We start from the raw sequence: 24,043 nt of genomic DNA on the forward strand, positions 1-24,043 counted from the left end.
GCGGGCCATCTCGACGCAGTCGTCCCAGCGGCCTTCGAGCATGGCCTCGCGGAACTTCTTCGAGCCGTTGGCGTTCGTCCGCTCGCCGATCGCCAGGTAGGCGGTGTCCTGGCGGAACGGCACATGGCCGTACAGGGAGGACGCTCCCGGCTCCGGCGTCGGGCGCCGGTGGAGGACGGCCGCGCCCCGCACCCGCTCCACGATCTGCCGCAGGTGCTCCGGGGTCGTACCGCAGCAGCCGCCGACCAGGGCGGGGCCGTAGTCCCGTACGAACGCCTCCTGGGCGTCGGCCAGTTCGGCCGGCGACAGGGGGTAGTGGGCGCCGTCGGAGGTGAGGACGGGCAGGCCCGCGTTCGGCATGACGGAGATCGGGATGCGGGAGTGCCGCGACAGGTGCCGCAGGTGCTCGGCCATCTCCGCAGGGCCCGTGGCGCAGTTCAGGCCGATCATGTCGATGCCGAGCGGTTCGAGCGCGGTGAGGGCCGCGCCGATCTCCGTGCCGAGCAGCATCGTGCCCGTCGTCTCCACCGTGACCTGCACGATGACCGGCAGGTCCACGCCGACCCAGTCCAGGGCCCGGCGGGCGCCGATGACGGCCGCCTTCGTCTGGAGCAGGTCCTGCGAGGTCTCGATGAGGAGGGCGTCCGCGCCGCCCCGGATCAGGCCCTCCGCGTTCTGCCGGAACGCCTCGCGGAGCGGCTCGTACGTGACGTGTCCCAGGGTCGGCAGCTTCGTGCCGGGGCCCATCGAGCCGAGGACCCAGCGGGGGCGGCCGTCGGCGGCCGTGTGCGCGTCCGCCGTGGTGCGGGCGATCCGGGCGCCGGCCTCGGACAGCTCGTACACCTGGTTCTCGATGCCGTACTCGGCGAGGGCCGCCAGGTTCGCGCCGAAGGTGTTGGTCTCGACGCAGTCCACGCCCACCGAGAAGTAGGCGTCGTGGACGGAGGCGACGATGTCGGGGCGGGTCAGGTTGAGGATCTCGTTGCAGCCTTCGAGGCCCGTGAAGTCGTCCATGCTCGGGTCGGCGGCCTGGAGCATCGTGCCCATCGCCCCGTCGGCCACCACGACCCGTTTCGCGAACTCGTCCCGGAGCGACGGCCGGACAGCGCTCACGACAACCCCCTCAGATGCGTCACCAGGGTCGCCGTGCAACCCACCCCGTACGTCGTCCTGATCCGGTCCAGGAGCGTGTCCCGGTACAGCCGGTACTCCTGCGTCCCCACGGAGGCGAGGACGGTCGCCGCGACCGCGCAGCCCAGCTGCGCCGCGCACCGCTCCGGTACGCCCCACAGCCAGCCGGCGAGGAACCCGGAGCGGAAGGCGTCCCCGCCCCCGGTCGGGTCGACGACTCCTGCGACCTCCACCGCCGGCACCGCGAGCGGCTCCCGGGCCTCGCCGCGGATGCGGACGCCCGCCTCGCCGTGGGTGGTGACCCAGGTGCCGACCCTGCGCAGCACCTCCGCCTCCGCCCAGCCCGACTTCTCCAGGAGCAGCGCCGTCTCGTACTCGTTGGTGAACAGGAACCTGGCCCCGTCCACCAGCTCCCGCACCTGCGCCCCGTCGAGCCGCGCCAGCTGCTGCGACGGGTCGGCGGCGAAGGGGATCCCCAGGTCGCGGCAGGTGCGGGTGTGCCGGAGCATCGCCTCGGGGTCGTCCGGGGAGACCAGGACCAGTTCCAGGCGGCCGGTGCGCGCCACGACCTCGCGGAGGTCGATCTCGCGTGCCTCGGCCATCGCCCCCGCGTAGAAGGTGGCGATCTGGTTCTGGGCCCGGTCGGTCGTACAGACGAACCGGGCGGTGTGGAGCGACTCGCTGACGCGCACCGAGTCGGTGTCCACACCGTGGTCCTTCAGCCAGACCCGGTACGGCTCGAAGTCGGCGCCGACCGCGCCCACGAGGGCGGGACGCAGGCCGAGGACACCGAGTCCGAAGGCGATGTTCGCTGCCACTCCGCCGCGCCTGACCTCCAGGTTGTCGGCGAGGAACGACAGGGAGACCCGGTCGAGCCGGTCGGCGAGCAGCTGCTCGCCGAACCGGCCGGGGAAGGTCATCAGATGGTCGGTCGCGATGGATCCCGTGACAGCGATACGCATGTCCCTCAGACCCCTTCTCCCTGACGGGCTGCCTTCTTCAGGGCCCCCGCCGCCGTCCTCAGGGCCTCCACGCGGTCCGTGCGCTCCCACGTGAACTCGGGGAGCTCGCGGCCGAAGTGGCCGTACGCCGCCGTCTTCGCGTAGATGGGCCGCTTGAGGTCCAGGTCGCGGATGATCGCCGCGGGGCGCAGGTCGAAGACCTCGCTCACGGCCGCCTGGATCGTCTCGTCCGGCAGGGTGCCCGTGCCGAAGGTCTCCACGAAGAGACCGACCGGCTCGGCCTTGCCGATCGCGTACGCCACCTGCGCCTCGCAGCGGCGGGCGAGGCCGGCCGCGACGACGTTCTTCGCGACCCAGCGCATGGCGTACGCCGCCGAGCGGTCCACCTTCGACGGGTCCTTGCCGGAGAAGGCGCCGCCGCCGTGCCGGGCCATCCCGCCGTACGTGTCGATGATGATCTTCCGGCCGGTGAGTCCGGCGTCGCCCATCGGGCCGCCGACCTCGAAGCGCCCGGTCGGGTTCACCAGGAGCCGGTAGCCGTCGGACTCCAGGCTGACGCCCTCCTCGACCAGCTCCTTGAGAACGTGCTCGACGACGTACTCGCGCACGTCCGGGGTGAGCAGGCCCTCGACGGAGATGTCGGCGGCGTGCTGCGAGGAGACGACCACCGTGTCGAGGCGGACCGGGCGGTCCCCGTCGTACTCGATGGTGACCTGCGTCTTGCCGTCGGGCCGCAGGTAGGGCACGGTGCCGCATCTGCGGACCTCGGTGAGCCGGCGCGAGAGGCGGTGGGCGAGCGCGATGGGCAGGGGCATCAGCTCGGCGGTGTCGTCGCAGGCGTAGCCGAACATCAGGCCCTGGTCGCCGGCGCCCTGGGCCGCCAGCTCGTCGCCCGTGCCCTCGACCCGGGACTCGTACGCCGTGTCGACGCCCTGCGCGATGTCCGGCGACTGGGCGCCGATCGACACCGAGACGCCGCAGGAGGCGCCGTCGAAGCCCTTCGCGGAGGAGTCGTAGCCGATGTCGAGGACGGCCTCGCGCACCAGCTTCGCTATCGGCGCGTACGCCGTGGTGGTGACCTCGCCCGCGATGTGCACGAGACCCGTGGTGATCAGGGTCTCGACGGCGACGCGCGAGGACGGGTCCTCGGTGAGGAGCGCGTCGAGGATGGTGTCGCTGATCCGGTCGGCGATCTTGTCGGGGTGTCCCTCGGTCACCGACTCCGAGGTGAAGAGGCGGCGGCTCATGCCTGGACCTCCACCGGAACCTGCGCAGGGGTGTTGAAGAAGTGCTGCTCGATGGCGGCGAGGGTGCGGATGGACTCGACCTCCAGGGTCTCCATCTGGATGGCGGTGCCGCTCTCCTGCTCCAGGAGGAAGACGAACTCGACGAAGGACAGCGAGTCGATGAGCCGGTTCTCGATCAGGTCGAGGTCGGACGCGATGTCGTCGCGCTCGGGGTGACGGTCGAGGATCCAGTTCTTCACCGTCTGCAGGCCGTCGGCCATGGTTGCTCTCCTTTAGCTGCTACTGGATACGGAAGGGGTGGGGGCGGGGGCGATGATCGGGGCGGCCACCGCCACCGCGTAGTCCACGTCGTGGCTGATGGACACGGTGATCTCGGTGATGCCGGACTCGGCGGCCATCTCGGCGGCCGATCGGTGCAGCTCCACGAGCGGCCAGCCGCCCTCGGAGCGCCGCACCACGATGTCCGACCAGGGCAGGAACCTGCCCCTGACCCGTAAGGTCTTGAAGGCCGCCTCCTTGGCCGCGATCCGCCCGCACAGGCTCAGTACGTCGAGCCCGGAGGAGGTACGGCAGTCGGCGAGCTCGCCGGGGGTGAGCATCCGCTCGAAGAACCGCTCCCCGTACTGGGCGAGGAGCCTGCGGACACGGTTGACGGACACGATGTCCATGCCGAGGTTCGCCCACCCCAGGCCGCCCGCCGGCGGGGCGGCGGGACGGGCCGGCACGTCAGATCACCGGCCCGGCCGCGCCACTCGCATCGGCCCGCATACGGGCGTTCGCGTCGAGCACCGCCCGGCGGGCGGACTCCCAGTCGCCGTGGCGCCGGGTCAGTGCGGACAGCCACCGTTCGAGGCCGAAGGCGACGCAGCTGGTGAAGGCCGGGCCGCCGGTGGACTCCAGGGTGATGTCGCAGCGGTCGCCGAAGAAGTTCCGGTGCGTGTTGACCGAGGCGATGGCCAGGTCCTCGTACAGGAACTCGTACTTCACCGGGGTGAGCCGCTGGAGGAGCGCCTTCGAGCCGCCCTTGTCGAAGAACGGGTCGCAGGCGGCCTCCTTGCGCAGCGGCAGGTCGAGCGCCGCCGCGAAGGCCTGGATACGGGCCGTGAAGTCGGCGAGGTGCGTCTCGGCGTGCTCGCGGCCGCCGATGGCGACGATCTCGCGCATCCGGAAGCCGAGCTGGCGCCGCATGCCCTCGTAGTGGGTCTCCTTGCGGAAGCACCAGGAGCAGGTCGTGACGAGGGTGTCGTCGGCGACCCGGGTGCCCTGGTGGTCGAGGTAGACGGCGTAGCAGGAGGCCGAGGGCAGGCCGAGCGCGGCGGGTTCGAGCGCGGCGGCGGGCCAGTGCCCGTGCTCGCCGTCGAAGGGTGCGGTGAGGCGCCCCTCCAGGTCGAGCGGGGCGGTGAGGACGGCCTGGTGGGGGAAGTTGTCGTAGTAGTCCAGCTTCGCCAGGTCGGCGGCCGGCAGGAGCGGGGGCATGGTCATCGGGCGGGCGCCCGCGGTCACTCCCCAGCTCTCGAAGGTGTCGTCGAGGAGCCGCAGCAGGCGGGTCCCCTCTGGTCCCAGGGAAGGCAGGCCCCTGGTCGCCCCGACGTTCTCGGGGGTCGTCACGGTCATGGTCGGTGCACCTCTCGGGTGAGGGGTCCGGTCGCCGTCGCTCAGACGACGGGCAGGGTGTCGTCGGAGAAGATCCCGGTCTTCAGGAAGAAGGCGAGCGGCTTGCGGATCGCCTTGCGCTCGTGGGGGCGGCGGTTCGGGTCGGCGACCAGCGCGTTGCGCAGGGCCAGCGGATCGGGGATGCCGGCGTCGCGGTACACGTGGGGGTTGTAGAGGGAGTTGACGCTGTAGACGACGTACCGCTTGAGGTACGCCTCGACCTCGCGGACCCGCTCGGCGCTCACGGCCTGGCACATCCGGCCGTACAGCAGGGAGACCAGTTCGCGTCCGAAGGCGATGTGCCGGGACTCGTCCTGGTGGTGGATGCGGTTGACCTCGCGGATGGTGTGGCAGAGGGAGTCGTCCTTCGCCATCCGGGCGTTGTAGTGGTCGACGAGCTCCTCGAAGAAGAGGATGCGGGTGAAGACGAGGAAGTTCTCGACCTCCGGTTCCCAGGCCGCGTCGGCGCGCATCGCGGTGGAGCCGTAGATCTTGTGGCCGTAGCGGCGGCAGAACTCGGAGAAGAACCACATGTGTTCGTTCTCCTCACCGATGAAGTGGTGGAAGAAGTCCGAGGGCACTTCGAAGCCGGGCATGTGGATGCGGCCGACGACCTCGATGAGGAGCTCGCGGATGCCGTGCACGTTGAGGCTGTAGAAGTTGATCGACTCCCACTTCGACAGGCGCTGAAGCGTTTCCTCACCGAGGGTGTCGTAGTGCTCGGTGCCGTGGACGGTGAGCAGCTCCGGGGTCATCCAGAAACGGTTCTCCTCCAGCGTCTCGGGCCACTGGAAGGTCTGGTACGGGTTGTAGTAGTCCTCGACGGAACGCTCGCTGAGCCGCTCCAGGACCTCCATGAACCGGTCGGTGACGGGCAGGGGGGCGGTCACGCCCATGATCGTGGCTCCTCTTTTTTGGGGCTCGGTTCGCCTCCGGGGCCTGGAGTCGGGCTCACGCGTCCGTGCGTGCTCGCTCCCCCGTCCCTCGGGAGCTCCGCGTGCTCGGACGCGTTCCCCCGACGGCCCCCTTCGGCTCACTCGCCGGTGCGGGGGGACCGGCCCCGGCGGCTTTCAGGGACGGACTTCGTAGACCGCGTTGACCGGGGTCTCCGTGGCGCGCCGCCAGCGGGTGAAGCCGGCCTCCTCCGCGATGGCCCGGAAGGCCTTCTCGCCGGAGTGGTTGCCCAGGGCGTGCGGGCCGCGCTGGGCGACCGCGACGGGCAGGCACATCACGGCGGACAGGGCCATGAACATGCGGGCGGCGGGCGTCTGGGCGTCGATGTCCTGCGGGGAGACGTTCGACTCGACGAGCATCCAGGTGCCGTCCGCGTCCAGGGACTTGTGGACGTGCTGGGCGGCGGCGACCGGGTCGCCCATGTCGTGCAGGGCGTTGAAGAAGCACACCAGGTCGTAGCCGGAGCCCGGGTAGTCGTCGGCGGAGGCGACCTCGAAGACGACCCGGTCGGAGAGACCGGCCTCCTCGGCGAGCTCCCGCGCGATCGAGACGGCCTCCTCCGAGTAGTCGAAGCCGTGCACGGTGGCCTGCGGGAAGGCCTTGGCGATGAGGAGGGTGGTGTGGCCTACGCCGCAGCCGACGTCGGCGACCGTGCCGCCGGCGGCGAGCTTGTCGGTGACCTGGTGGAGGGCGGGCAGCCAGTCCGGGACGAGCTTGTGCTCGTACGTCGGCTGGAAGAAGGAGCCCATGCCGGTGTCGAGGGCCGCGTCGTGCTCGGCCCAGCCGACGCCGTCACCGGTGCGGTACGCGTCGACGAGCAGGTCCTCGGTGGCGTACAGCGCCTTGAGGGCGGTGAAGAACCCGGCGGCGTAGGTGACGGCCTTCGGGTCGGCGAGGACCTCGACGTGGTCGGCGGGGAGGGTGTACGCGCGGGAGCTCGGGTGCCGCTCGACGTACCCGGCGGAGAGCTGGGCGTGCAGCCACTCCTCGATGTACCGCTCGTTCGTGCCGGTCCTGGTGGCGAGCTGCGCCGCGGTCAGGGGGCCGTCGGCGGCCAGCGCCTTGTACAGGCCGCGGACGGCCGCGCCGGCGTCGGTGATGACCCTCTGGTGGAAGTCGTGGGCGCTCATGCGGCCGCCTCCTCGCGGTGGGTGGGGAGATCGCACGTGAACAGGAACGAGCGGGGCACGCGGGGGACCGACCGGGCCGGCACCGGGTAGGGCCAGCGGTCGAAGTCGGCGCCCGGCTCACCGGGCTGCCTGACCTCGCGCACGGCCCAGCCGCAGTCGGCGAGCAGCGCCTCGGGCTCCTCCGTGCCGAAGAGCCACGGGTTGCCGTCCTCCTTGAGCGCGCTCATGAAGGTGCGGGCCAGCGGGTTGTCCAGGGCGGACTTCGAGATGACGTCGCCGAGCAGTACGGAGCCGGGGGCGGCGTGCGCGGAGAGCGTCGAGATGAGGGCCCGTACGGCCTGCTCGGGCAGGAAGAACAGCAGGCCCTCGACCACCCACAGGACGGGCTCCTCGCTCTTCCAGCCCGCTTCCTCGAGGGGACCGGTCCAGTCCTGGGTGAGGTCGACGGGGACGGTGATCCGGGTGCGGCCGGCGGGCCGCGGCTCGTTCGCGAGCATCTCGGCCTTGGCCTCCAGGAGGGCCGGGCGGTCGAGCTCGTAGACGGTGACGCCGTCGGGCCAGGGCAGCCGGAAGAAGCGGGTGTCCATGCCGGCGGCGAGGAGGACGACCTGGCGGATGCCCCGCTCCTCCACGGCCTTGACGATCGCCCGGTCGAGGTAGGTGGTGCGGATGGCGAGGAACGGCACGATGCCGCCGCCGTCGTAGCGGTCGAGCAGCTCGAAGCCGATCTCGTCGGCGACGGTGCGCGCGTGGGGATCGGCGAACAGCCGGTCCTCGCGCTCGGTCTCCAGGGCGCGCGCGGCGGCGGTCCACTGGGCGGTGCGGGATACGGCCTCCACAGGAGGTCTCCCTTCGGTTGGTTTCCGGCGGTACGGGCGGCCGGGGATACAGGTGGCCGGGATACGGGCGGCCGGCGGTACGGGCGGTACGGACGGCCGTGTTCAGGGGCAGGGCCTGACGGAAGGACGGTTCCGTCAGGCGCTCATGACCGGGACACAGTTCTTGGCCGGTCGCGCGCAGGCGACGGGGTCCTCGGCCGCGGGCATCGACGACGGATGGTCGGCCTCGGAGTCGGCGGGGCGCCGGCGGAAGATGCTGTGCAGGATCATGCTGAACACGGCCGTCCCGTCGGGGGCCACCAGGGTGCACCGCGGTCTGACGGTGCCGGTGGCGGGGTTGAACGGCGACGGGGTGGAGCCGAGGATCTCGACGCGCGCGGTGAGGACGTCGCCCGGACGGACGGGACGCAGGTAGCGGACCTCGTCGATGCCGGGCGAGCCCGTACAGGCGCTGTAGGCGAGCAGCCCGTCGACGTAGCGGCGCATGAACATCGCCTGGGTGTGGAACCCGCTCGCGATCAGGCCGCGGAACGGCGACCGCTCCGCGCGCTCGGGGTCCGTGTGGAAGGGCTGCGGGTCGAAGCGCCTGCCGAACTCCAGCACCTCCTCCGTCGTGACGGTGACGGTGCCCAGCTCGTGGACGTCGCCGGGCCGGAAGTCCTCGAAGTAACGCATCACGCGCCCCCCTTGACCTAGGAGTGGTCTTTTCCTGGCACCCCCCAATCTATGAATCAGTCGTTTATTTTGTCAACCCAAAAGAACTGGATTCCCCTCGGTTCAGGGCCTGTTCGAGGTCGGCCCAGAGGTCCTCGGCGTCCTCGATGCCGACGGACATCCGCACCAGGCCCGGGGCGATCCCGGCGGCGGCGAGCGCGGGCCCGTCCAGCTCGCGGTGCGAGGTCGACGCGGGATGGGTCACGAGGCTCTCCACCCCGCCGAGGGAGAGCGCGAGCCGGGCCACCCGTACGCGCTCGACGAAGCGCCGGCCCGCCTCCCGGCCGCCCGCGAGCTCGAAGGAGAGCAGCCCCCCGCCACCCGAGAGCACCTTCCGGGCGATGTCGTACGAGGAGTGGCCGGCGAGCAGGGGGTAGTGGACGGCCGTGACGCCCGGGTGGCCTTCGAGCCGCTCGGCGAGGGCGGCGGCGTTGGCGCAGTGCTGCCGCATCCGCAGCGGCAGGGTGGGTATCCCGCGCAGGGTCAGCCAGGCGGCGAACGGATCGGCACAGGCGCCGAGTTCGACCGTACGGGGCCACACCCGGCGGCGCAGGGCGTCGTCCGCGAAGACGGCGGCGCCACCGAGGACGTCCGAGTGCCCGGAGAGGTACTTGGTGGTCGAGTGGACGACGATGTCGGCGCCGTGCTCGAGGGGGCGGCAGAGGACCGGCGAGGCGAGCGAGTTGTCGACGACGCTCGTCACACCGAGCGCGCGGGCGGCGGCGAGCAGCCCCGGCAGGTCGGGGACCCGGCCGGTGGGGTTGGCGATGGTCTCCAGGACGAGCAGCCGGGTCGCGGGGTGCACGGCGGCGGCCTCGACCTCCGCGGGGTCGTCGCCCGATATCCGTACGACCTCGATCCCGTACCGCTCGGCCAGGTCCGACAGGACCGCGTGGGTGCCCCCGTACAGGCAGTGCTGGGCCACCACCCGGTCGCCGGGCCGCAGGAGCGCGAGCAGCACCCCGCTGATGGCTCCCATCCCGGAGGCGAAGGCGATGGCGCCCGCACCTTGCTCGAGCCCGGCGAGGGTCTGCTCCAGGGCCCGTACGGTCGGATTGCCGCGGCGGCTGTAGACGTACTGCCCGTCGGGTCCCGCCATGGCGTCGGCGAGCTCGGCGGCGGAGTCGAAGGCGAAGGCGGAGGACTGCACGAGGGGCACGGAGAGCGGCCGGCTGCCGCCCTGGAAGGGCTCGTTGAAGACGTGCACGGCGCGGGTGTTCAGTTCCACGGCTTTCCTTCCCTGATACGGAAAAAGGGGTCGCGATACGGAAAAGGGGCCGCCCGACGTCCTGGACACGGACGTCGGGCGGCCCCTTCGGGGCGGTTCAGGCGGACACCTTCTCGCCCTGCGCGGCGGGCGCGGCGGCGGCCTCGGCGGCCACGGCCTTGTCGCTCTTCATGACGAGGAGGGTGATCACACCGCCGAGGGCGGCGACGACCGCGGCGCCGATGAAGGCGGCCGAGAAGCCGTCCGTCAGCTTCGGCAGGTTGCCGAGCTGGTCGGCGCCCTGGGACATGGCGACGGCGGTCAGCGCGGCGAGGCCGAGCGCGGAGCCGACGTTGTACGTGGTGTTGACGATTCCGGAGGCGAGACCGGCCTGCTCCTGCGGGGCGCCGGACATGGCGGCGATCATCGCCGGGATGTAGGCGAGGGACATGCCGAGCGCGGCGACGAGCGAGGCCGGCAGGACGTCGACGAGGAAGCTGCCGGTCGGCGGGACGGCGGCGAGCCAGACCAGACCGGCCGCGAGGACGAGCAGACCACCCGCGACGAGCGGCTTGGCGCCGAACTTCGTCATCAGCCGGGAGGTGATGGCCGTCATGAAGATCATGAGGAGCACGGTCATCGGGAGCAGCGCGGCACCGGACTCGAAGGCGCCGAAGCCGAGGACCTGCTGGAGGTACAGGTTGAGGAAGTACCACATCGGGATCCACGCGGCACCGAGCAGCGTCATGGCCAGGTTGGCCGAGCCGAGGCGCGGGACCCGCCAGACGCTGAGCGGCATGAGCGGCTCGCTGATGCTCTTCTGGATCACGAAGAAGAGGACGAGGAGGGCGGCGGCGCCGATCAGCTGGAGGATCGTGCCGGTGGAGCCCCAGCCGACCTCGGGGGCGCGGACCACGGCGAAGACGGCGAGCGCGAGACCGGCGGTGACGGCGGCGGCGCCGAGGACGTCGACCGAGCCGCGGCGGGACTCGACGTCCGGGAGCAGCTTGGTGGCGGCGAGGGTGGCGAGGCCGATCGGGATGTAGATGATGAAGACCCACTGCCAGCTCATCCACTCGGTGAAGACACCGCCGAGGAAGACGCCCGCGGTGCCGCCGGCGGGGGCGGCTGCGCCGTAGAGCGCCATCGCCTTGCCGAGCTCCTTCGGGTCGTGCATGAAGAGCATCATCAGCAGGGTCATCGCGGAGGGCGCGATGAGCGCACCGCCGACGCCCTGGACGGCGCGCCCGGCGATCTCGACCCAGGCGGTCTGCGCGGCGGCGGCCAGCACGGATCCGGCGATCATGACCGCCCAGCCGGTGACGAAGATCTTGCGGGCTCCGACGAGGTCGGAGAGGCGTCCGCCGAGGAGCAGCAGACCGCCGAAGACGATCACGTAGGCGTTGAAGATCCAGGAGAGCTCGCTCTGCGTGAAGCCCAGGTCCTTCTGCATCTCGGGGAGTGCGACCCCGATGATCGAGGTGTCCATGATGACCATGAACTGTGCGGCGGCGAGCACGACAAGTGCCCACCAGCGCCGGGGATTGACGGTTGACATTGCCCTGACCCTTCGCTCGCGACGAGCCCCGAGCTACGTTCGGGGCATACCCCTAGGGGGTACCTTCGCGGAGCACCGTAGCATACCCATGGGGGGTATGTAAGGGAGGGGTGGGGGCGCGTGGGAAGCACCCCTTCCGCACCGCCTGCCGGGCAGAATGCCCCCATGACCGCAGAGGAAGACCACGAGCTGCTCCCGCGCTGGAACGCCACCCTGCTCGCCGCCCGCGCCGGCCGCGGGGGCCCCGACCCCGCCCCGTACGGCCGGAACCTGCTCTCCCGCTGGGCCGAGCCACAGCGCCGCTACCACACGGTCGACCACCTCGGGGCGGTCCTCGACCACATCGACGAACTGGCCGACCAGGGCGGCGAAGGAGGCGAGTTGGAGCTCGTACGGCTCGCCGCCTGGTTCCACGACGCGGTCTACCGCCCGGACCGCTCGGAGAACGAGGAACGCTCGGCGGTCCTGGCCGAGAAGGCCCTCACCGAGGCCGGCCTCACCGCGCACGAGGTGGCGGAGGTGGCCCGCCTGGTCCGCCTCACCACCACCCACGACCCGGACCCGGGCGACCTGAACGGCGAGACGCTCTGCGACGCCGACCTCGCGATCCTGGCCACCGACCCGGACACCTACGGGGGGTACGTGGCGGCGGTCCGCGAGGAGTACGCCTTCGTCCCCGACCCCGCCTTCCGCGAGGGCCGCGCCGCGGTCCTCCGCCAGCTCCTCGGCCTGCCCCGGCTCTTCCGGACGCCGTACGGCGCGGCGGCGTGGGAGGAGAAGGCCCGGGAGAACATGGAACGCGAACTCAAGGAATTGACGGACATTTCCGACCGGGACTGAAAAGGCCCAGTCGAAGCCAAAACGTAATGGGAGGGCCCGCCTACCGCCGGTAAGATCATTCTGCTCATTCTTCGCCAGCGAGAGATGCCAGGAAGACCATGAAAATGCGCAGGGCCCTCCCTATTGCCGCCGTCATACCGGCCCTTCTCGCGATGTCCGCCTGCAGCGGCGAATCGCCGGAATCCGACGGCAAGAAGCCGAAGGCCGGCGCGAGCGCGAAGATCACGCAGAGCCCCGAGGAGAAGAAGGCCGCCGAGGCGAAGCGCCTGGGGGCGCTCGACGGAAAGGCCATCGAAAAGGCCGCCATCACCGGAAGGACCGCGGGCTTCGACGCCAAGAAGGTCGCCACGGCGGATGTCGAGGCCGGCCGCGGCATGGAGGCCGACAAGAAGGCCTGCCAGCCCCTCGCCAGCCTGATCGGCGGGTTCACGCACATCCCGGCGGTGAGCGTGGCACACCGCTCCCTCCAGCCCGGCGAGGCGACGAACGCGACCGTCGGCTCCATGTGGCTCGCCTCGCACTCCGAGGACGACGCCGTCAAGGTCATGAAGGAACTCCGCACGGCCGTCGCCGAATGCCCCAAGGGCTTCAAGACCCTGGGCCTCACGTACGGCAAGGTCGAGAACCTCCCGGCGCCGAAGCTCGGCGACGAGGCCGTCGGTTACCGGATCACCGGCGACATCGGCAAGCAGAAGGTGCCGATGACGTACACGGTGGTGCGCAGCGGGGGTGTGATCGTGGCGTTCTACGGCGTGAACATGCTGGACCCGAAGAAGGCGGCGATCCCGGAGCCGGTGGTGAAGGCCCAGCTGGAGCGCCTCTCCACCCAGACGGGCTGACGTAACACGAAGGGGGCCTCCCCGATGCGCGGTGCACCGGGGAGGCCCCCTTCCTCATTCGCTCGGACGGTCAGACGGTCAGCTGACGCTCCCCGATTCCGCCGGGAATTCCGGCGGCCAGGGCAGACGCGCGTCGTACAACGACTGCCGCTCGCCCATCAGCTCGTACTCCGCCTCCCGCCAGTTCGGATTGCTGCCGACGACGAAGCTCTCGCCGTCCCGCTCCAGCATCCAGGTGTAGGCGGCGTTCTCCGCCGGAATGCCGTGCCGTTCGTGGAGCACGGCGAACTCTTCTGCGGTCGCCCGCCGGATGTGGAGCCCGTTCTCGTAGTAGGGCTTGAGGAACATCAGTTCCACATGCCCGATAAAGACCTCGACCCTCGTCGTGGTCCGGTCCGCGAGCAGGGCCTCACTGGTCAGAAAGAGCTGGCGGTGTGAGGGGTTGAACCCGGTCACTCTGAAGAACCGCCCCTCTCGGACGAAATCTGTCATGCCCTCCAGCTCCTCAGAATTCCTCGGGAACGAGCGATCCGTCGGGGTAGGTGAAGCGCTTGGGGTAGACGCGCTCGTACGCCTTCAGTTCGGGGTTCCACATGTGCCACTCGATGGACTTCCAGGTGCGGTACTCCCGCCGGACGGCCGTGCGGAGTTTGATCATCTCCCACGCGGTTCCGTAGCCTCCGGACTGGATCACGCTCCAGGTGCTGTTCTGGATCGTCTCCCCTCGCGCCAGGAGCATGCTCAGCGCCTCGTCGGCGTTCCTGGCGCCTTGGACGCCGTCCAGGGACACCGAGATCCTGACGTTGGGGTGGATCACCGCTCGCTCCACTCCCACCGTCCACAGGGCGCGTTCTCCCATGCCCATGCTCGCCGGCATGACGATGCCGTAGTCCAGGTTGTTGAAGGTGCGCCCGCCGATGGCGTCGGCCAGGTGGTTCGAGCCGGGGCTGGTCGACCCGGCGTTGACTCCGAGGACGATGTGATCGCCGGGCTTGACGATGTCCTTGAGGATCTCCTCGCACTTCTTGACGATGGCGTCGTTGCTGGTCGACGCGACGGAGAACGACGCGACCGTGAAGCTCGCGACCCTGGAGGTCCCGGCGTCCGCCGCCTCGCACGCCTCGCCGGCCTTCCGGAGGATGCGGCTGAGGATGCCCTGGACGGCGGCCTCGGTCAGACCGATGGTGCGCATGGCCCGATAGGCGTCCATGAACCCGACGCCCAGCCTGAGGGAGGCGTCCAGCGCGGCCACCGCGGCCTTGGCCGTCCGGAAGATCGGGCCCGCGACGAACCAGCTGGCCGCCCAGGCGCAGTCGCCCCACGTGCCGCCCGACTTCCCCGGTGTGAGGAGCTTGGCGCAGCCGATGAAGTCGCCGAGCATGACGTCGACCGGGTCGATGCCCGAGTTGAACTCGAGCATCGTCAGCGTGTAGCTGAGCCGTTCGGTCTCGGGCTCCGACACGTCGGGCTTGAGGTAGATCGTGTCGGCGGCCGGGCAGCTGCCCGTGGTGGTCGCGTACTTCTCCCACGACACCGCGCACATGTACACGTCGACGTGCGACCTGTACGTGACGTCCGCCGTGACCGTGCAGTTCCCGACGTGGACCCACGGGCTGCAGTTGTCCTTGACGACGTTCTTCGGCTCACCGATGTACTCGATGTGGTCGAGAACCGCCCACACGTCGCCGATCCCGGTGGTGACGCCCTGCGAGATCTGCTCGCCGTTGCCGCTCTTCTCCGTGCGGTCCGCGGCGTCCTGGGCCTCCGTCGCCGCGTCACGCGCGCCTTCGGCGGCCTTCTCCGCCGCCGTCGCGTCCTCCTCCGCCTTGGTGGCGGTGGCACGGGCGCTCGCCGCGTCCTCCTCGGCCTTGGTGGCCGCTGCGCGGGCCGAAGCGGCGTCCTTCTCCGCCTCGGTGGCGGCGGTGTCCGCCGCGGCCGCGTCCGCCTCCGCGTCCATCGCCGCCGACGACGCCTTGAGGGCGTCCTCACCGGCCGACTTGGCGTAGCCGTCGGCCCGGCTCGCCGAGGCCTGGGCGGCCTTCGCGTCCGCCGCGGCCTGGGTGGCCGATTCCTGGGCCCGCTGGTACGCCTTGGCGGCACGGGCCGCGTCGGTCGCCGCGGCCGCGGACGACTGCGCCGCGACCTTCATGTCGGCCGCGGCCTGTTCGGCCAGGGCCTTCGCCTCGGCGGAGAACCCTTCCGCCTGGGTCGCGGCGGCGGCCGCGGCGGCCGCCTGCTGCTGTGCGATTGTCAGGGACTGCTGCCCCGTCAGCACCGCGAACGCCGCCGAGCTGTCGGCCTCCTGGAACGGACCGCCGAGGGTGATCGCCTCGTTGGCCGGCTTGATCACCGCCTTCGCGGAGTCACGGGCCGCGAGCGAGGCCTGCACGGCCGCGAGGGCCTTGCCGGCGGTGGTCGCCGCCCAGGCGGCGGTCTGCAGCGCCTCGCTGCGCGCCGCGGCTGCCTCCGTCTTGGCGGTCCTGGCCGCCGCGGAGGCCTTCTCCGACTGCTCCTTGGCACCCTTGGCGTCGGCCGCCGCCGCCTCGGAGGCGTCGATGGCCTCGGCCGCCGCGGCGTGCGCCGCTGCCGCGGAACCCGCCGCGATCCAGTAGGACGCCCAGGCGCTGTCGGACGCCGCCCTGGCGCGGGACGCGGAGCCCTGCGCCTTCGTGGCGGCCTCACGGGCGTCGACGGCCGCGGCCGTGGCCGCGTTCGCCGACGCGCGGGCGTTGGTGGCCGCCGCGGTCGCCGTGTTGGCGGCGGCCCGGGCGTCGGTGGCGGCGGTACGGGAGGCCGTGGCCGCGTCCGTACCCTCGTCGGCGTCGGCCTTGGCCTCGAAGGCCGCCGCCTTCGCGTTCAGCGAGTCCCGCCGCAGCTCGGCCTCGAGGGCCCTGTCGCGGGCGGCGACCGCGTCGCGCTCCGCCTGCTCGGCGACGCCCCGCTTGGCCGAGGCCGTGGTTCCCGCCGCCTCGGCCGAGGTGCGGGCCTCGCTCGCGATCCGGCCCTGGGCGAGGGCGTCGGCCTCGTGGCCCGCCGCCTTGTCCCGCTCGCGCTCCGCGGTGGCCCGGTGGGCCGCCGCGTTGGCGCGCTCCAGCTCGGCGACGGCGCGCTGCTGCTGCGCGTTCGCCGCGGCCTTCCGGGCGTCCTCCTCCTCCGCCAGCGCGGTTTCCTTGGCCTTCTTGGCCTTCTCGGCGTTCGCCGCGGCCGAGGCCGCGTAGGCGTCCGCGCTGTCCGCCGCGGCCTTCGCCTGGGCGGCGGCCTCCTGGGCGGCGATGCGGCGGAACTCGGTGTTCACCGCGTGCGCCTGGGTCTTCGCCAGGGCGAGCAGCGTCTGGGACGTCGAGACCGTGGCGTTCGCCGCGTTCAGGGCCGTCTCCGTCGCCTTCGCGGCGGCCGTGGCAGCGGCGCCGGAAGCACGCGCGACCTGCACCGACTGCTGGGCGTACATCAGGCCCCGGCCGCGCGGCACCTCGGTGGCGTCCGCGATCGTCCACGCCTGCTGCTGCGCCGTCACCGCGCGCTGGGAAGCGGCGGTGGCCAGGGCGGCCTCCTCCTTGGCCTTGGTGACCAGGGCCTCGACCTTGCCGCGGGCCCTCGCGAGGTCCGTGTTCGCCTGGTCGAACAGCGCCTGCTTCGGCTTGAGGATGTGGTGCGGGTCGCGGGCGAGCTCGTCGTGCCAGTACTTCTGCCAGAGCAGGACCTGCTCCGCGAGCCACGCCTGACCGATGGCCTCGACCATGTGGTCGGTGGCGGCCTTCGTCGCCGCGGCGGCGTCGGCCTCCGCCCGCATGATCAGGCCGCGCTGCGTGTTCTGCCCCGCGTACTCCGACTCCCACTCGGCCGAAGCCTGGGAGACGACGTCGCTCAGGGCGTTGCGCGGGTCGACCGGGTCACCGTGGTTGCACGTGGCCCACGCCTGCTTGAGGTTCTCGACCTCGACGCGGAACTCGGCCGTACCTTCGGTGACCTTCTTGGCGGGGAAACCGCCGTGCCGCAGGTACGTCGCGACGTCCGCCGACGTGGTGCCGCCCCAGAACATGCTGTTGGTCGTACTGGCGTCGCGCAGCATGGAGTCCGCCGCGAAGTCGTGCCAGTCGTCCTTGCCGCGGTTCTGCTCGGTGACGGCCTTCGCCCGGGTGAGCGCCTCCGCGCCGGGGTTGGTGTGTCCGTCCCAGCCGAGGCGTGTGGACAGCTTCGGCTGCGTGGCGTGCGTGAACGCCATGATCTCGGCGCCGAACTGCGGCGCGTGCAGCGTGATCTGCTCGCTGAACGAGCTCATCGCGTACGGCCTGTTGGCGTCCTCCAGGACGGCCTTGCGGGCCGCGATGGCGTCCACGTACTCGTAGGCGGCCTTCTTGTCCTGGGAGTTGGCCTGCCCCAGGGGCATCAGCTGGAGCCACGCGAGGTCGCCGATGACCGCGTGCAGCTGCGCGTCGGTCCCGGTCAGGCCCTCGATGGCCTTGGCCTTCGTCCTGGCGCCGCCCGCGTGCAGGGCGACACCGGTGATGCAGCGCTCCAGGCGCGGGGTGGAGCGGACGCCGCTGATGGCGGCCGCGAGCTCGTTGAGCCTGCGCAGCGCGTTGTCGGCGGCGTCGAAGATCGTCCGCATGCCGTCGGAGACCTTCTCGATCGCCACGGCGAGCGCGGGGACACGCCCCACGATCACGGCGGACGACGGGATGTCGACGAGGGCCCAGAGGCAGTCGTCGACGTCCCTCGACGCCAGGCACTCCTTCACCTTGACGGGGTCGAGCTGCTCGAAGAGGATCTGCCCGCCGTTGGCCGTGGCCCACTCGACGACGTTCACGGAGACGGCCGCGAGGCCCTTCCGGTAGTCGTCGACACAGGTCTGACCACACGCGCCGAGCAGGATCTGCTCCTCGCGCTCACCGAGCTTCGGCCAGTTGGAGGCACCGCCCTTGATGGGCGTGGTGCCCTCGTCCAAAGCCTCCTGGTGCGCGGCCTCGTTCTTCTCGCGCTGCTCCTGCTCGATCTTCTTGGCGGCCTCCTCGGCGGCCGAGCTGTCGCCCTCCGCGTCGGACGCCTTGTCCTCCGCGTCCTTGGCGTCCTTCTCCGATTCGGTCGCCTTGCGAGCGGCCTCCAGAGCGGCTTCGGCGGACCGGCCGGCCTTCTCGTTCGCCTCGGCGGCGTGCCGCTCGGCGTCCGTGGCCTCACGGCCGGCCTCGGCGGCGATGCCGCTCACCGCACCGGCGGTGGTACGGGCGCTGAGCGCGTCGTTCCCCGCCTGCTCGGCGTGGCCGGCGGCGGCGGCGGACGCGTCCTTCGCGCCCTTCTGGGCGGCGGCCGCGTCGGCCGCGGCCCCCCGGGCGCGGCTCAGGGCCTCGACGGCGCGCACCGAATCGGTGGCGGCGCGTGCGGCCGCTTCGGCGGCGAGCTTCGCGTCGCCGGTGGCCTGCGCGGCGGTCTGCTGGGCCGACTCGGCGGCCCGGGCGGCCTCGGCCGCCTTGGCCTCGGCCGCGGCGGCCTGCTGCTCGGCGGCGGTCTTCGACGACTGGCCGACGAGGACGGCGAACGCGGCCGCGCTGTCCTTCTCCTGGTACGGGCTGCCGAGGGCGACGGCCTCGGCCGCGGCGGTGATCGCCGCCTTGGAGGCGTCCCGGGCCGCGAGCGCGGCCTGGGCGGCGGCGTGGGCGCGGCCGACGACGGTCGCGGCCGACTTCACGGCCTCGGCCGCGGCGGTTCCGGCGGCGACCGACTCCTGCTGGGCCTTCCTGGCCAGCTCGGTCGCGTTCTCCGACGCCGTGGCCGCGTTGTCGGCGCGGATCGCCGCGTCCTGCGACGCGTCCAGGGCGGTGGCCGCGGCGGCGTGCGCCGTGGAAGCCGCGCCCTGGGAGGCGTGGAAAGCGGACCAGGCCGTGTCGGCGTTGGCCTCGGCGCGCCCGGCGGCGCCCTCCGCCGTGGTCGCGGCGGTGCGTGCCGAGACCGCGGCGGTGGTCGCCTGGTCCGCGGCGGTCTGCGCGGCGGTCGCGGCCGTGACGGCCTGGTTCGCCGCGGTACGAGCCGCGGTGGCGGCGGCCCGGGTCTCCGTGGCCGCGGCGCTGCCCTCGGCGGCGGTGGCGGCGGCTTCGAGGGCGGCGGCGCGGGCCGCGGTGGCCTGCTTCGCCCGGAGCGCGGCGACCGCCCGCTCCCGTGCGACCTGCGCGGCCCGCGCCTTCTCGTCGGCGACCTTGCGCTTCGCCGTAGCGTCGGCGGTCGCCGTGCCCGCGGCCGTATCCGCGCTGGTGGCGATGGTCTGCTGCGTGGCGGCGCGCTCCTCGGCCTCCTTGGCCTTGGTCCGCTCGGCGGCGGCCTTGGCGCGGGAGGCGACGGCGGTGGCCTGCTCGGCCTGCGCCTTCGCGCGCTCCGAAGCGGCGGTCTCGGCAGCGGTCTCGGCCTTGTCGCGCTTCTGCTCGGCGGCCGTCCGCGCGGCCTTCGCGGTGTTCGCGCTCTCCGTCGCGGCCGTGGCGTTCGCCTCGGCGCTGTCGGCGGCGGCCTTCGCCTGCGCGGCGGCCTCCTCCGCCGCGACCCGACGGAACTCGGTGGTGAGCGCCTGCATCTCGGTCTGCGCCTTGGCGAGCAGCGCGTCGGTCGTGGCGACCGTGGCGTTGGCCGCACCGAGCGCGGTCTCCGTCGCCTTCGCGGCGGCCGTGGCGGCGGCGGCGGAGGCACGGGCGACCTGCACGGACTGCTGGGCGTACGTCAGGCCCCGGCCGCGCGGCACGTGGGTCGTGTCGGCGACGGCCCACGCCTCCTGCTGCGCCGTCGTCGCCCTCTGGGCGGCGGCGGTGGCCTGGGCCGCGTGGGCCTTGGCCTCGGCGGCCTGGGTGGCGACGTTGGCGCGGTAGCGGGCGAGGTCCGCGTCGGCCTTGTCGAGCGTGGCCTTGTCGGGCTCGTTGCTGTAGTAGCCGGGCCACTTGGCGATGGTGTCGAGCCAGCCCTTGCGCCAGATCAGGAGCTGCTCGGCGAGCCACGCCTGCCCCATGGCCTCGACGAGGTCGTCGGTGGCCGCGCGGGTCGCCGTGGCGGCGTCCGCCTCCGCCTGGATGATCGTGGCGCGCTGGCCGGCCTGACCGGCGTACTCCAGCTCCCACTCGACCATCGCGTTCATGACGAGCTCGTTGAGCCTGCGCGACGGGTCGTACGGGTTCGCGTAGTCGCAGGCGGCCCAGGCCTGCTTGAGGTCCTCGACCTCGACGCGGTACTCGGCGGAGTCCTTGACGGGAGTCACCGTCGGGAAGCCGCCGCGCTTCAGGTAGGCCGCGATGTCGGTGGAGGTCCGGGAGCTCCAGCTGACCTGGCTGTCGCTGAGCATGCTCCTCGATGCCCAGTCGTGCCACTCGTCCTTGCCGAGGTTCTCCTCGGCGATGACCTTGGCGCGGGCGAGGGCCTCGGGGCTGGCCTCGCTGAGGGTGTCCTCGTCGAGGCGGTACGCCAACTGCCGCTGGGTGCCGAAGGTGAAGTTCCAGACGCCGTCGCCGAACTTCGGCGCCAGCCACTTCAGCGTGTTGGTGATGTCGTTCTTGGCGTAGACCTGGTTGGCGGCGGACAGGGCCTCGTCGCGGTCCCGGACGGTGTTGGCGTAGACGCTGCCGGCCGCTTCGTCGGCCTTCGCGGCCTCGCGCAGCGGGCTGTCGTAGAACCATTCGACGGCATGGACGACGTCCTTGAGCTGCTGCTCCGTGCCGGTCAGGCCCTCGATGGCCTTGGCCTTCATCAGAGGGCCGCCGATGTGGAGCGCGTTCGCCCCGATGCAGCGGTCGAGGCGCCGGTCGCTGCCGATGCTGTTGCGGTACTGGGTGAGGTCGTCCCGTTCGGGCTCGGTCTCGGCGGCGACCGGGGCCGCCTGGACCATTCCCGCGAGGACGGCGGACGCCGTCATCAAGGCCGTCGTACTGGTGGCCCTGATCAGGGCCGACCGTATGCGACGCCGGCGTCTGCCGACGTCTCTGAGCAAAGACATGTCCCGCCCTGCAATCTCTCGATCGTCAGGCAGCACCTGGGCATGGGCATGACAGCACCGCGGCTCCGCGCCCGGGACACACTCCCCCGGAACGCGACTGCCGGCACGCTCGCCCCCCACGAACCGGCGCTACCGCTTGCTCCGCGACGATGCCATGTCCAGCCCTTCACGTGAAGATCAAATAAGCTTCACGAATCCCCCACCGATGGCCACACGAGGGCAAACCGACCTGCTCATTGATCATGTTGTTACCCGGCGTAAGGCACTCCGCGCCCCGCCCCCGCATCCGGCCGTCTCACATCCCAAGAAGCCCGGCCGCCATGGAATGACAGCAACGAATCAACGGTTGACGCATGTCATGCCGTCTTCCTCAGCCGAGCCCACGACATCCGCCCCCGCCCCGCCCGCCACCACCCGGATGCCCATGGCCGTCTACGTCCTCGGCCTCTCCGTCTTCGCGCTCGGCACGAGCGAATTCATGCTCTCCGGGCTCCTCCCGCCCATCGCGGAGGACATGAACGTCTCCATCCCCCGCGCCGGCCTCCTCATCTCGGCCTTCGCGATCGGCATGGTCGTCGGCGCCCCGCTCCTCGCGGTGGCGACGCTCCGGCTCCCCCGCAAGACGACCCTGATCGCCCTGATCACCGTCTTCGGCCTGGGCCAGATAGCGGGCGCGCTCGCCCCGAACTACGCGGTCCTCTTCGCCTCGCGCGTCATCAGCGCCCTCGCCTGCGCCGGCTTCTGGGCGGTCGGCGCCGCCGTCGCCATCGCCATGGTGCCGGTGAACTCCCGCGCCCGGGCCATGGCCGTCATGATCGGCGGCCTGTCCATCGCCAACGTCCTCGGCGTCCCCGCCGGCGCGTTCCTCGGCGAGCACCTCGGCTGGCGCTCCGCGTTCTGGGCGGTCGGCGCGGCCTCCGCCGTCGCGCTCGTCGGCGTGGTGACCCGCATCCCGCGCATCCCCCTCCCCGAGACCAAGCCCCGGCTCAAGCGGGAACTGGCGATCTACCGGGACCGCCAGGTCCTCCTCTCGGTCGTGGTCACCGCGCTCGCCGCGGGCGGCGTCTTCTGCGCCTTCTCCTATCTCGCCCCGCTGCTCACCGACGTCTCCGGCCTCGACAAGGGCTGGGTCTCGGGCGTCCTCGGGCTCTTCGGCATCGGCGCCGTCGTCGGTACGGCGATCGGCGGCCGGGTCGCCGACGCCCACCTCTTCGGCGTGATGCTCACCGGCATCGCCGCCTCCACCGTCTTCCTCGTCGCCCTGGCACTCTTCGCGACCGACCCGGCCGCCACCGTCGTCCTCACCTTCCTCCTCGGCGTCTCCGCCTTCTACACGGCCCCGGCCCTCAACGCCCGCATGTTCAACGTCGCGGGCGCCGCCCCCACCCTCGCCGGCGCCACCACCACCGCCGCCTTCAACCTCGGCAACACGGGCGGCCCCTGGCTCGGCGGCACCGTCATCGACGCCGGCCTCGGCTTCGCCTCCACGGCCTGGGCGGGCGCGGCGATGACGGCCCTGGGCCTGGCGACGGCGGCGGTGGCGCTGAAGCTGCACAGGTCGCCGTCCCGCGTGGTGACGTCCGGCGCCCCGCGGACCGAGAAGGCCGTGCCATCGCTCCACTGAGATCCGGTACGCGAGACCGTGCCGTCGCCCCGCTGAAATCCGGTGCGTACGGAGTCGTCACCGCCCTACTGTGGCGCGGTGACGACTCGGATGATCATCCTCAACGGCGCCTCCAGCTCGGGAAAGTCCGGCATCGTCCGGTGCCTGCAGTCCGTACTCCCTGATCCGTGGCTGACGTTCGGGTGCGACTCGTTCGTCGACGCCCTGCCCGCGCGGATGCGGGACTCGGACGGCGGGATCGTGTTCGACGCGGACGGCGGGGTCAGCATCGGCGACGACTTCCGGGCCCTGGAGGCGGCCTGGGCGCAGGGCGTGGTGACCATGGCCCGCGCGGGCGCCCGGATCATCATCGACGACGTCTTCCTGGGCGGCGCGGCCTCCCAGTCCCGATGGCGCGACGCCCTCGGCGACCTGCCCGTCCTGTGGGTCGGCGTCCACTGCGACCCCACGGCGGCGGCGGGGCGCGAGATCGCCCGGGGGGACCGCACGCCCGGCATGGCCGCCCAGCAGGCTCAGATCGTGCACGAGGGTGTCGAGTACGACCTCACGGTCGACACCACCCGCACCGAGTCCCTGGACTGCGCACGCGCCATCGCGGCGCGCCTCGGCTGAACGGTCTACGAAGCCGGACGGCTCTTCGGTCGTCGCAGCCCCGCCGCCGTGAGGCGGCGCAGCAGCTCCTTCGATCCGACCTCGACCGCGCCGCCCGCCACCGCGTCCGCGTACCGGTCGGACGGAATGTCGTAGTGGTCGCGCTCGAAGGCGCGGGGCGGAGCGCCGATCGAGGCGGCGAAGGCGTGCAGCTCCTCGAAGGAGACGTCGCTGACCAGGTGCGACCACATGCGGCCGTGACCCGGCCAGGTGGGCGGGTCGATGTAGAGGGTCACGGCATGCCCGCCTTCGCCCCGCGCCGACCGCTCACGTCAGGCCCCCCACCGGCGCGACCACCACGCCCTGCTTGCCGCAGACCCAGTGCGGGTCCGGGCCCAGCTCCGGTTCCACGTCGAGGGCGTGCGGGTCGCCCGACGCGCAGACCGGGCAGATCGGCCAGCGGCCGTACCGTTCGAGCAGGGCGTCCTGGACGTCCTGGGCGACGAGGCCCGCGACGTACGTCACCCCCTCGGGCCACTGCTCGACCCACCAGCGCCGGTGGGTCACCGCGTCCTCCACCATCGACACGACCTCGGCGGCGGCCACCTCTCGGGCCGCCAGGTCGGCCAGTACCAGCGCGCGAGCGGCGTGCAGCGCCTGCTCCACGGGGTCGATGTCGTCCATGGACTCATTGTCACCCGCCCCGCGCCCACCACACGAGACAGGGCGAAGGTCCCGGCCGGATCCCGGGACCGACGGGGTCTTGTCGCCCCCCACTGCCGAAAGTATCTTTC

At 72.0% G+C, this 24,043-nt stretch carries 20 protein-coding genes; 4 read left to right on the top strand and 16 right to left on the bottom strand.

Annotated features, from left to right (window positions below; all coding sequences use genetic code 11):
* The 12 genes from ACFWUY_RS29885 to ACFWUY_RS29940 form a co-directional block, all read right to left on the bottom strand.
* On the bottom strand, nt 1–1,113 hold a 1,113-nt coding region (locus tag ACFWUY_RS29885; protein WP_384116629.1), incomplete at its 3' end, for a homocysteine S-methyltransferase family protein.
* Nucleotides 1,110–2,093, bottom strand: coding sequence for a carbohydrate kinase family protein (locus ACFWUY_RS29890; protein ID WP_384116632.1), 984 nt, complete (start codon nt 2,091–2,093; stop codon nt 1,110–1,112). The genes ACFWUY_RS29890 and ACFWUY_RS29885, both read right to left, overlap by 4 nt.
* 5 nt (nt 2,094–2,098) lie before the next feature.
* Nucleotides 2,099–3,340 carry a methionine adenosyltransferase gene (metK, locus tag ACFWUY_RS29895; protein ID WP_384116635.1) on the bottom strand — a complete coding sequence of 414 codons (1,242 nt, stop codon included), beginning with the start codon at nt 3,338–3,340 and terminating at the stop codon, nt 2,099–2,101.
* Complete coding sequence (locus ACFWUY_RS29900) at nt 3,337–3,600, bottom strand: phosphopantetheine-binding protein (RefSeq protein WP_384116638.1); 264 nt, start codon at nt 3,598–3,600, stop codon at nt 3,337–3,339. Before ACFWUY_RS29900 ends, metK begins: the two co-directional genes overlap by 4 nt.
* Before the next feature lie 12 nt (nt 3,601–3,612).
* A complete protein-coding gene (gene acpS / locus ACFWUY_RS29905; RefSeq protein ID WP_384116641.1) occupies nt 3,613–4,065 on the bottom strand; it encodes a holo-ACP synthase in 453 nt (150 codons plus the stop codon).
* A 1-nt stretch (nt 4,066) separates the two neighbouring features.
* Nucleotides 4,067–4,954, bottom strand: coding sequence for a hypothetical protein (locus tag ACFWUY_RS29910; protein ID WP_384116644.1), 888 nt, complete (start codon nt 4,952–4,954; stop codon nt 4,067–4,069).
* 41 nt (nt 4,955–4,995) lie between these two features.
* A complete protein-coding gene (locus ACFWUY_RS29915) occupies nt 4,996–5,889 on the bottom strand; it encodes a diiron oxygenase (RefSeq protein WP_384116646.1) in 894 nt (297 codons plus the stop codon).
* Between the two features lie 174 nt (nt 5,890–6,063).
* Nucleotides 6,064–7,077, bottom strand: a complete 1,014-nt coding sequence (locus ACFWUY_RS29920) for a class I SAM-dependent methyltransferase (protein WP_384116649.1) — start codon at nt 7,075–7,077, stop codon at nt 6,064–6,066.
* Complete coding sequence (locus tag ACFWUY_RS29925) at nt 7,074–7,916, bottom strand: class I SAM-dependent methyltransferase (RefSeq protein ID WP_384116651.1); 843 nt, start codon at nt 7,914–7,916, stop codon at nt 7,074–7,076. Before ACFWUY_RS29925 ends, ACFWUY_RS29920 begins: the two co-directional genes overlap by 4 nt.
* Before the next feature lie 135 nt (nt 7,917–8,051).
* Entirely contained in the window at nt 8,052–8,591 is a 540-nt protein-coding gene (locus ACFWUY_RS29930; RefSeq protein ID WP_384116654.1) for a MaoC family dehydratase, read from the bottom strand.
* Between the two features lie 64 nt (nt 8,592–8,655).
* Nucleotides 8,656–9,858 (bottom strand): trans-sulfuration enzyme family protein, encoded by a 1,203-nt coding sequence (locus ACFWUY_RS29935; RefSeq protein WP_384116656.1) that lies wholly within the window; start codon nt 9,856–9,858, stop codon nt 8,656–8,658.
* Between the two features lie 97 nt (nt 9,859–9,955).
* Nucleotides 9,956–11,395, bottom strand: coding sequence for an MFS transporter (locus tag ACFWUY_RS29940; RefSeq protein ID WP_384116659.1), 1,440 nt, complete (start codon nt 11,393–11,395; stop codon nt 9,956–9,958).
* Between the two features lie 165 nt (nt 11,396–11,560).
* Here ACFWUY_RS29940 and ACFWUY_RS29945 point away from each other — a divergent pair, with 165 nt between their 5' ends.
* Nucleotides 11,561–12,235, top strand: a complete 675-nt coding sequence (locus ACFWUY_RS29945) for a hypothetical protein (protein WP_384116662.1) — start codon at nt 11,561–11,563, stop codon at nt 12,233–12,235.
* Nucleotides 12,236–12,339: 104 nt separating this feature from the next.
* A complete protein-coding gene (locus tag ACFWUY_RS29950) occupies nt 12,340–13,074 on the top strand; it encodes a hypothetical protein (RefSeq protein ID WP_384116665.1) in 735 nt (244 codons plus the stop codon).
* Nucleotides 13,075–13,152: 78 nt separating this feature from the next.
* Here the strand turns inward: ACFWUY_RS29950 and ACFWUY_RS29955 are convergent, their stop codons facing one another.
* Both ACFWUY_RS29955 and ACFWUY_RS29960 read right to left on the bottom strand, forming a co-directional pair.
* Nucleotides 13,153–13,566, bottom strand: coding sequence for a hypothetical protein (locus tag ACFWUY_RS29955; RefSeq protein WP_384116668.1), 414 nt, complete (start codon nt 13,564–13,566; stop codon nt 13,153–13,155).
* Between the two features lie 13 nt (nt 13,567–13,579).
* A complete protein-coding gene (locus ACFWUY_RS29960) occupies nt 13,580–20,953 on the bottom strand; it encodes a polymorphic toxin type 27 domain-containing protein (RefSeq protein ID WP_384116671.1) in 7,374 nt (2,457 codons plus the stop codon).
* A gap of 499 nt (nt 20,954–21,452) precedes the next feature.
* Between ACFWUY_RS29960 and ACFWUY_RS29965 the strand changes: the two genes are divergently transcribed.
* A complete protein-coding gene (locus ACFWUY_RS29965; RefSeq protein WP_384116781.1) occupies nt 21,453–22,658 on the top strand; it encodes a Cmx/CmrA family chloramphenicol efflux MFS transporter in 1,206 nt (401 codons plus the stop codon).
* 90 nt (nt 22,659–22,748) lie between these two features.
* A complete protein-coding gene (gene cpt, locus ACFWUY_RS29970; RefSeq protein WP_384116783.1) occupies nt 22,749–23,270 on the top strand; it encodes a chloramphenicol phosphotransferase CPT in 522 nt (173 codons plus the stop codon).
* A 5-nt stretch (nt 23,271–23,275) separates the two neighbouring features.
* On the opposite strand, the gene ACFWUY_RS29975 is transcribed toward cpt, so the two are convergent.
* Together ACFWUY_RS29975 and ACFWUY_RS29980 are read right to left on the bottom strand one after the other, a co-directional pair.
* Nucleotides 23,276–23,545 carry a DUF4031 domain-containing protein gene (locus tag ACFWUY_RS29975; RefSeq protein WP_384116674.1) on the bottom strand — a complete coding sequence of 90 codons (270 nt, stop codon included), beginning with the start codon at nt 23,543–23,545 and terminating at the stop codon, nt 23,276–23,278.
* 31 nt (nt 23,546–23,576) lie between these two features.
* Nucleotides 23,577–23,933, bottom strand: a complete 357-nt coding sequence (locus ACFWUY_RS29980; protein ID WP_359212395.1) for a hypothetical protein — start codon at nt 23,931–23,933, stop codon at nt 23,577–23,579.
* Between the last annotated feature and the right edge of the window lie 110 nt (nt 23,934–24,043).

Origin of the sequence: Streptomyces sp. NPDC058664 (assembly GCF_042716635.1) — a bacterium.
GTDB lineage: Bacteria > Actinomycetota > Actinomycetes > Streptomycetales > Streptomycetaceae > Streptomyces.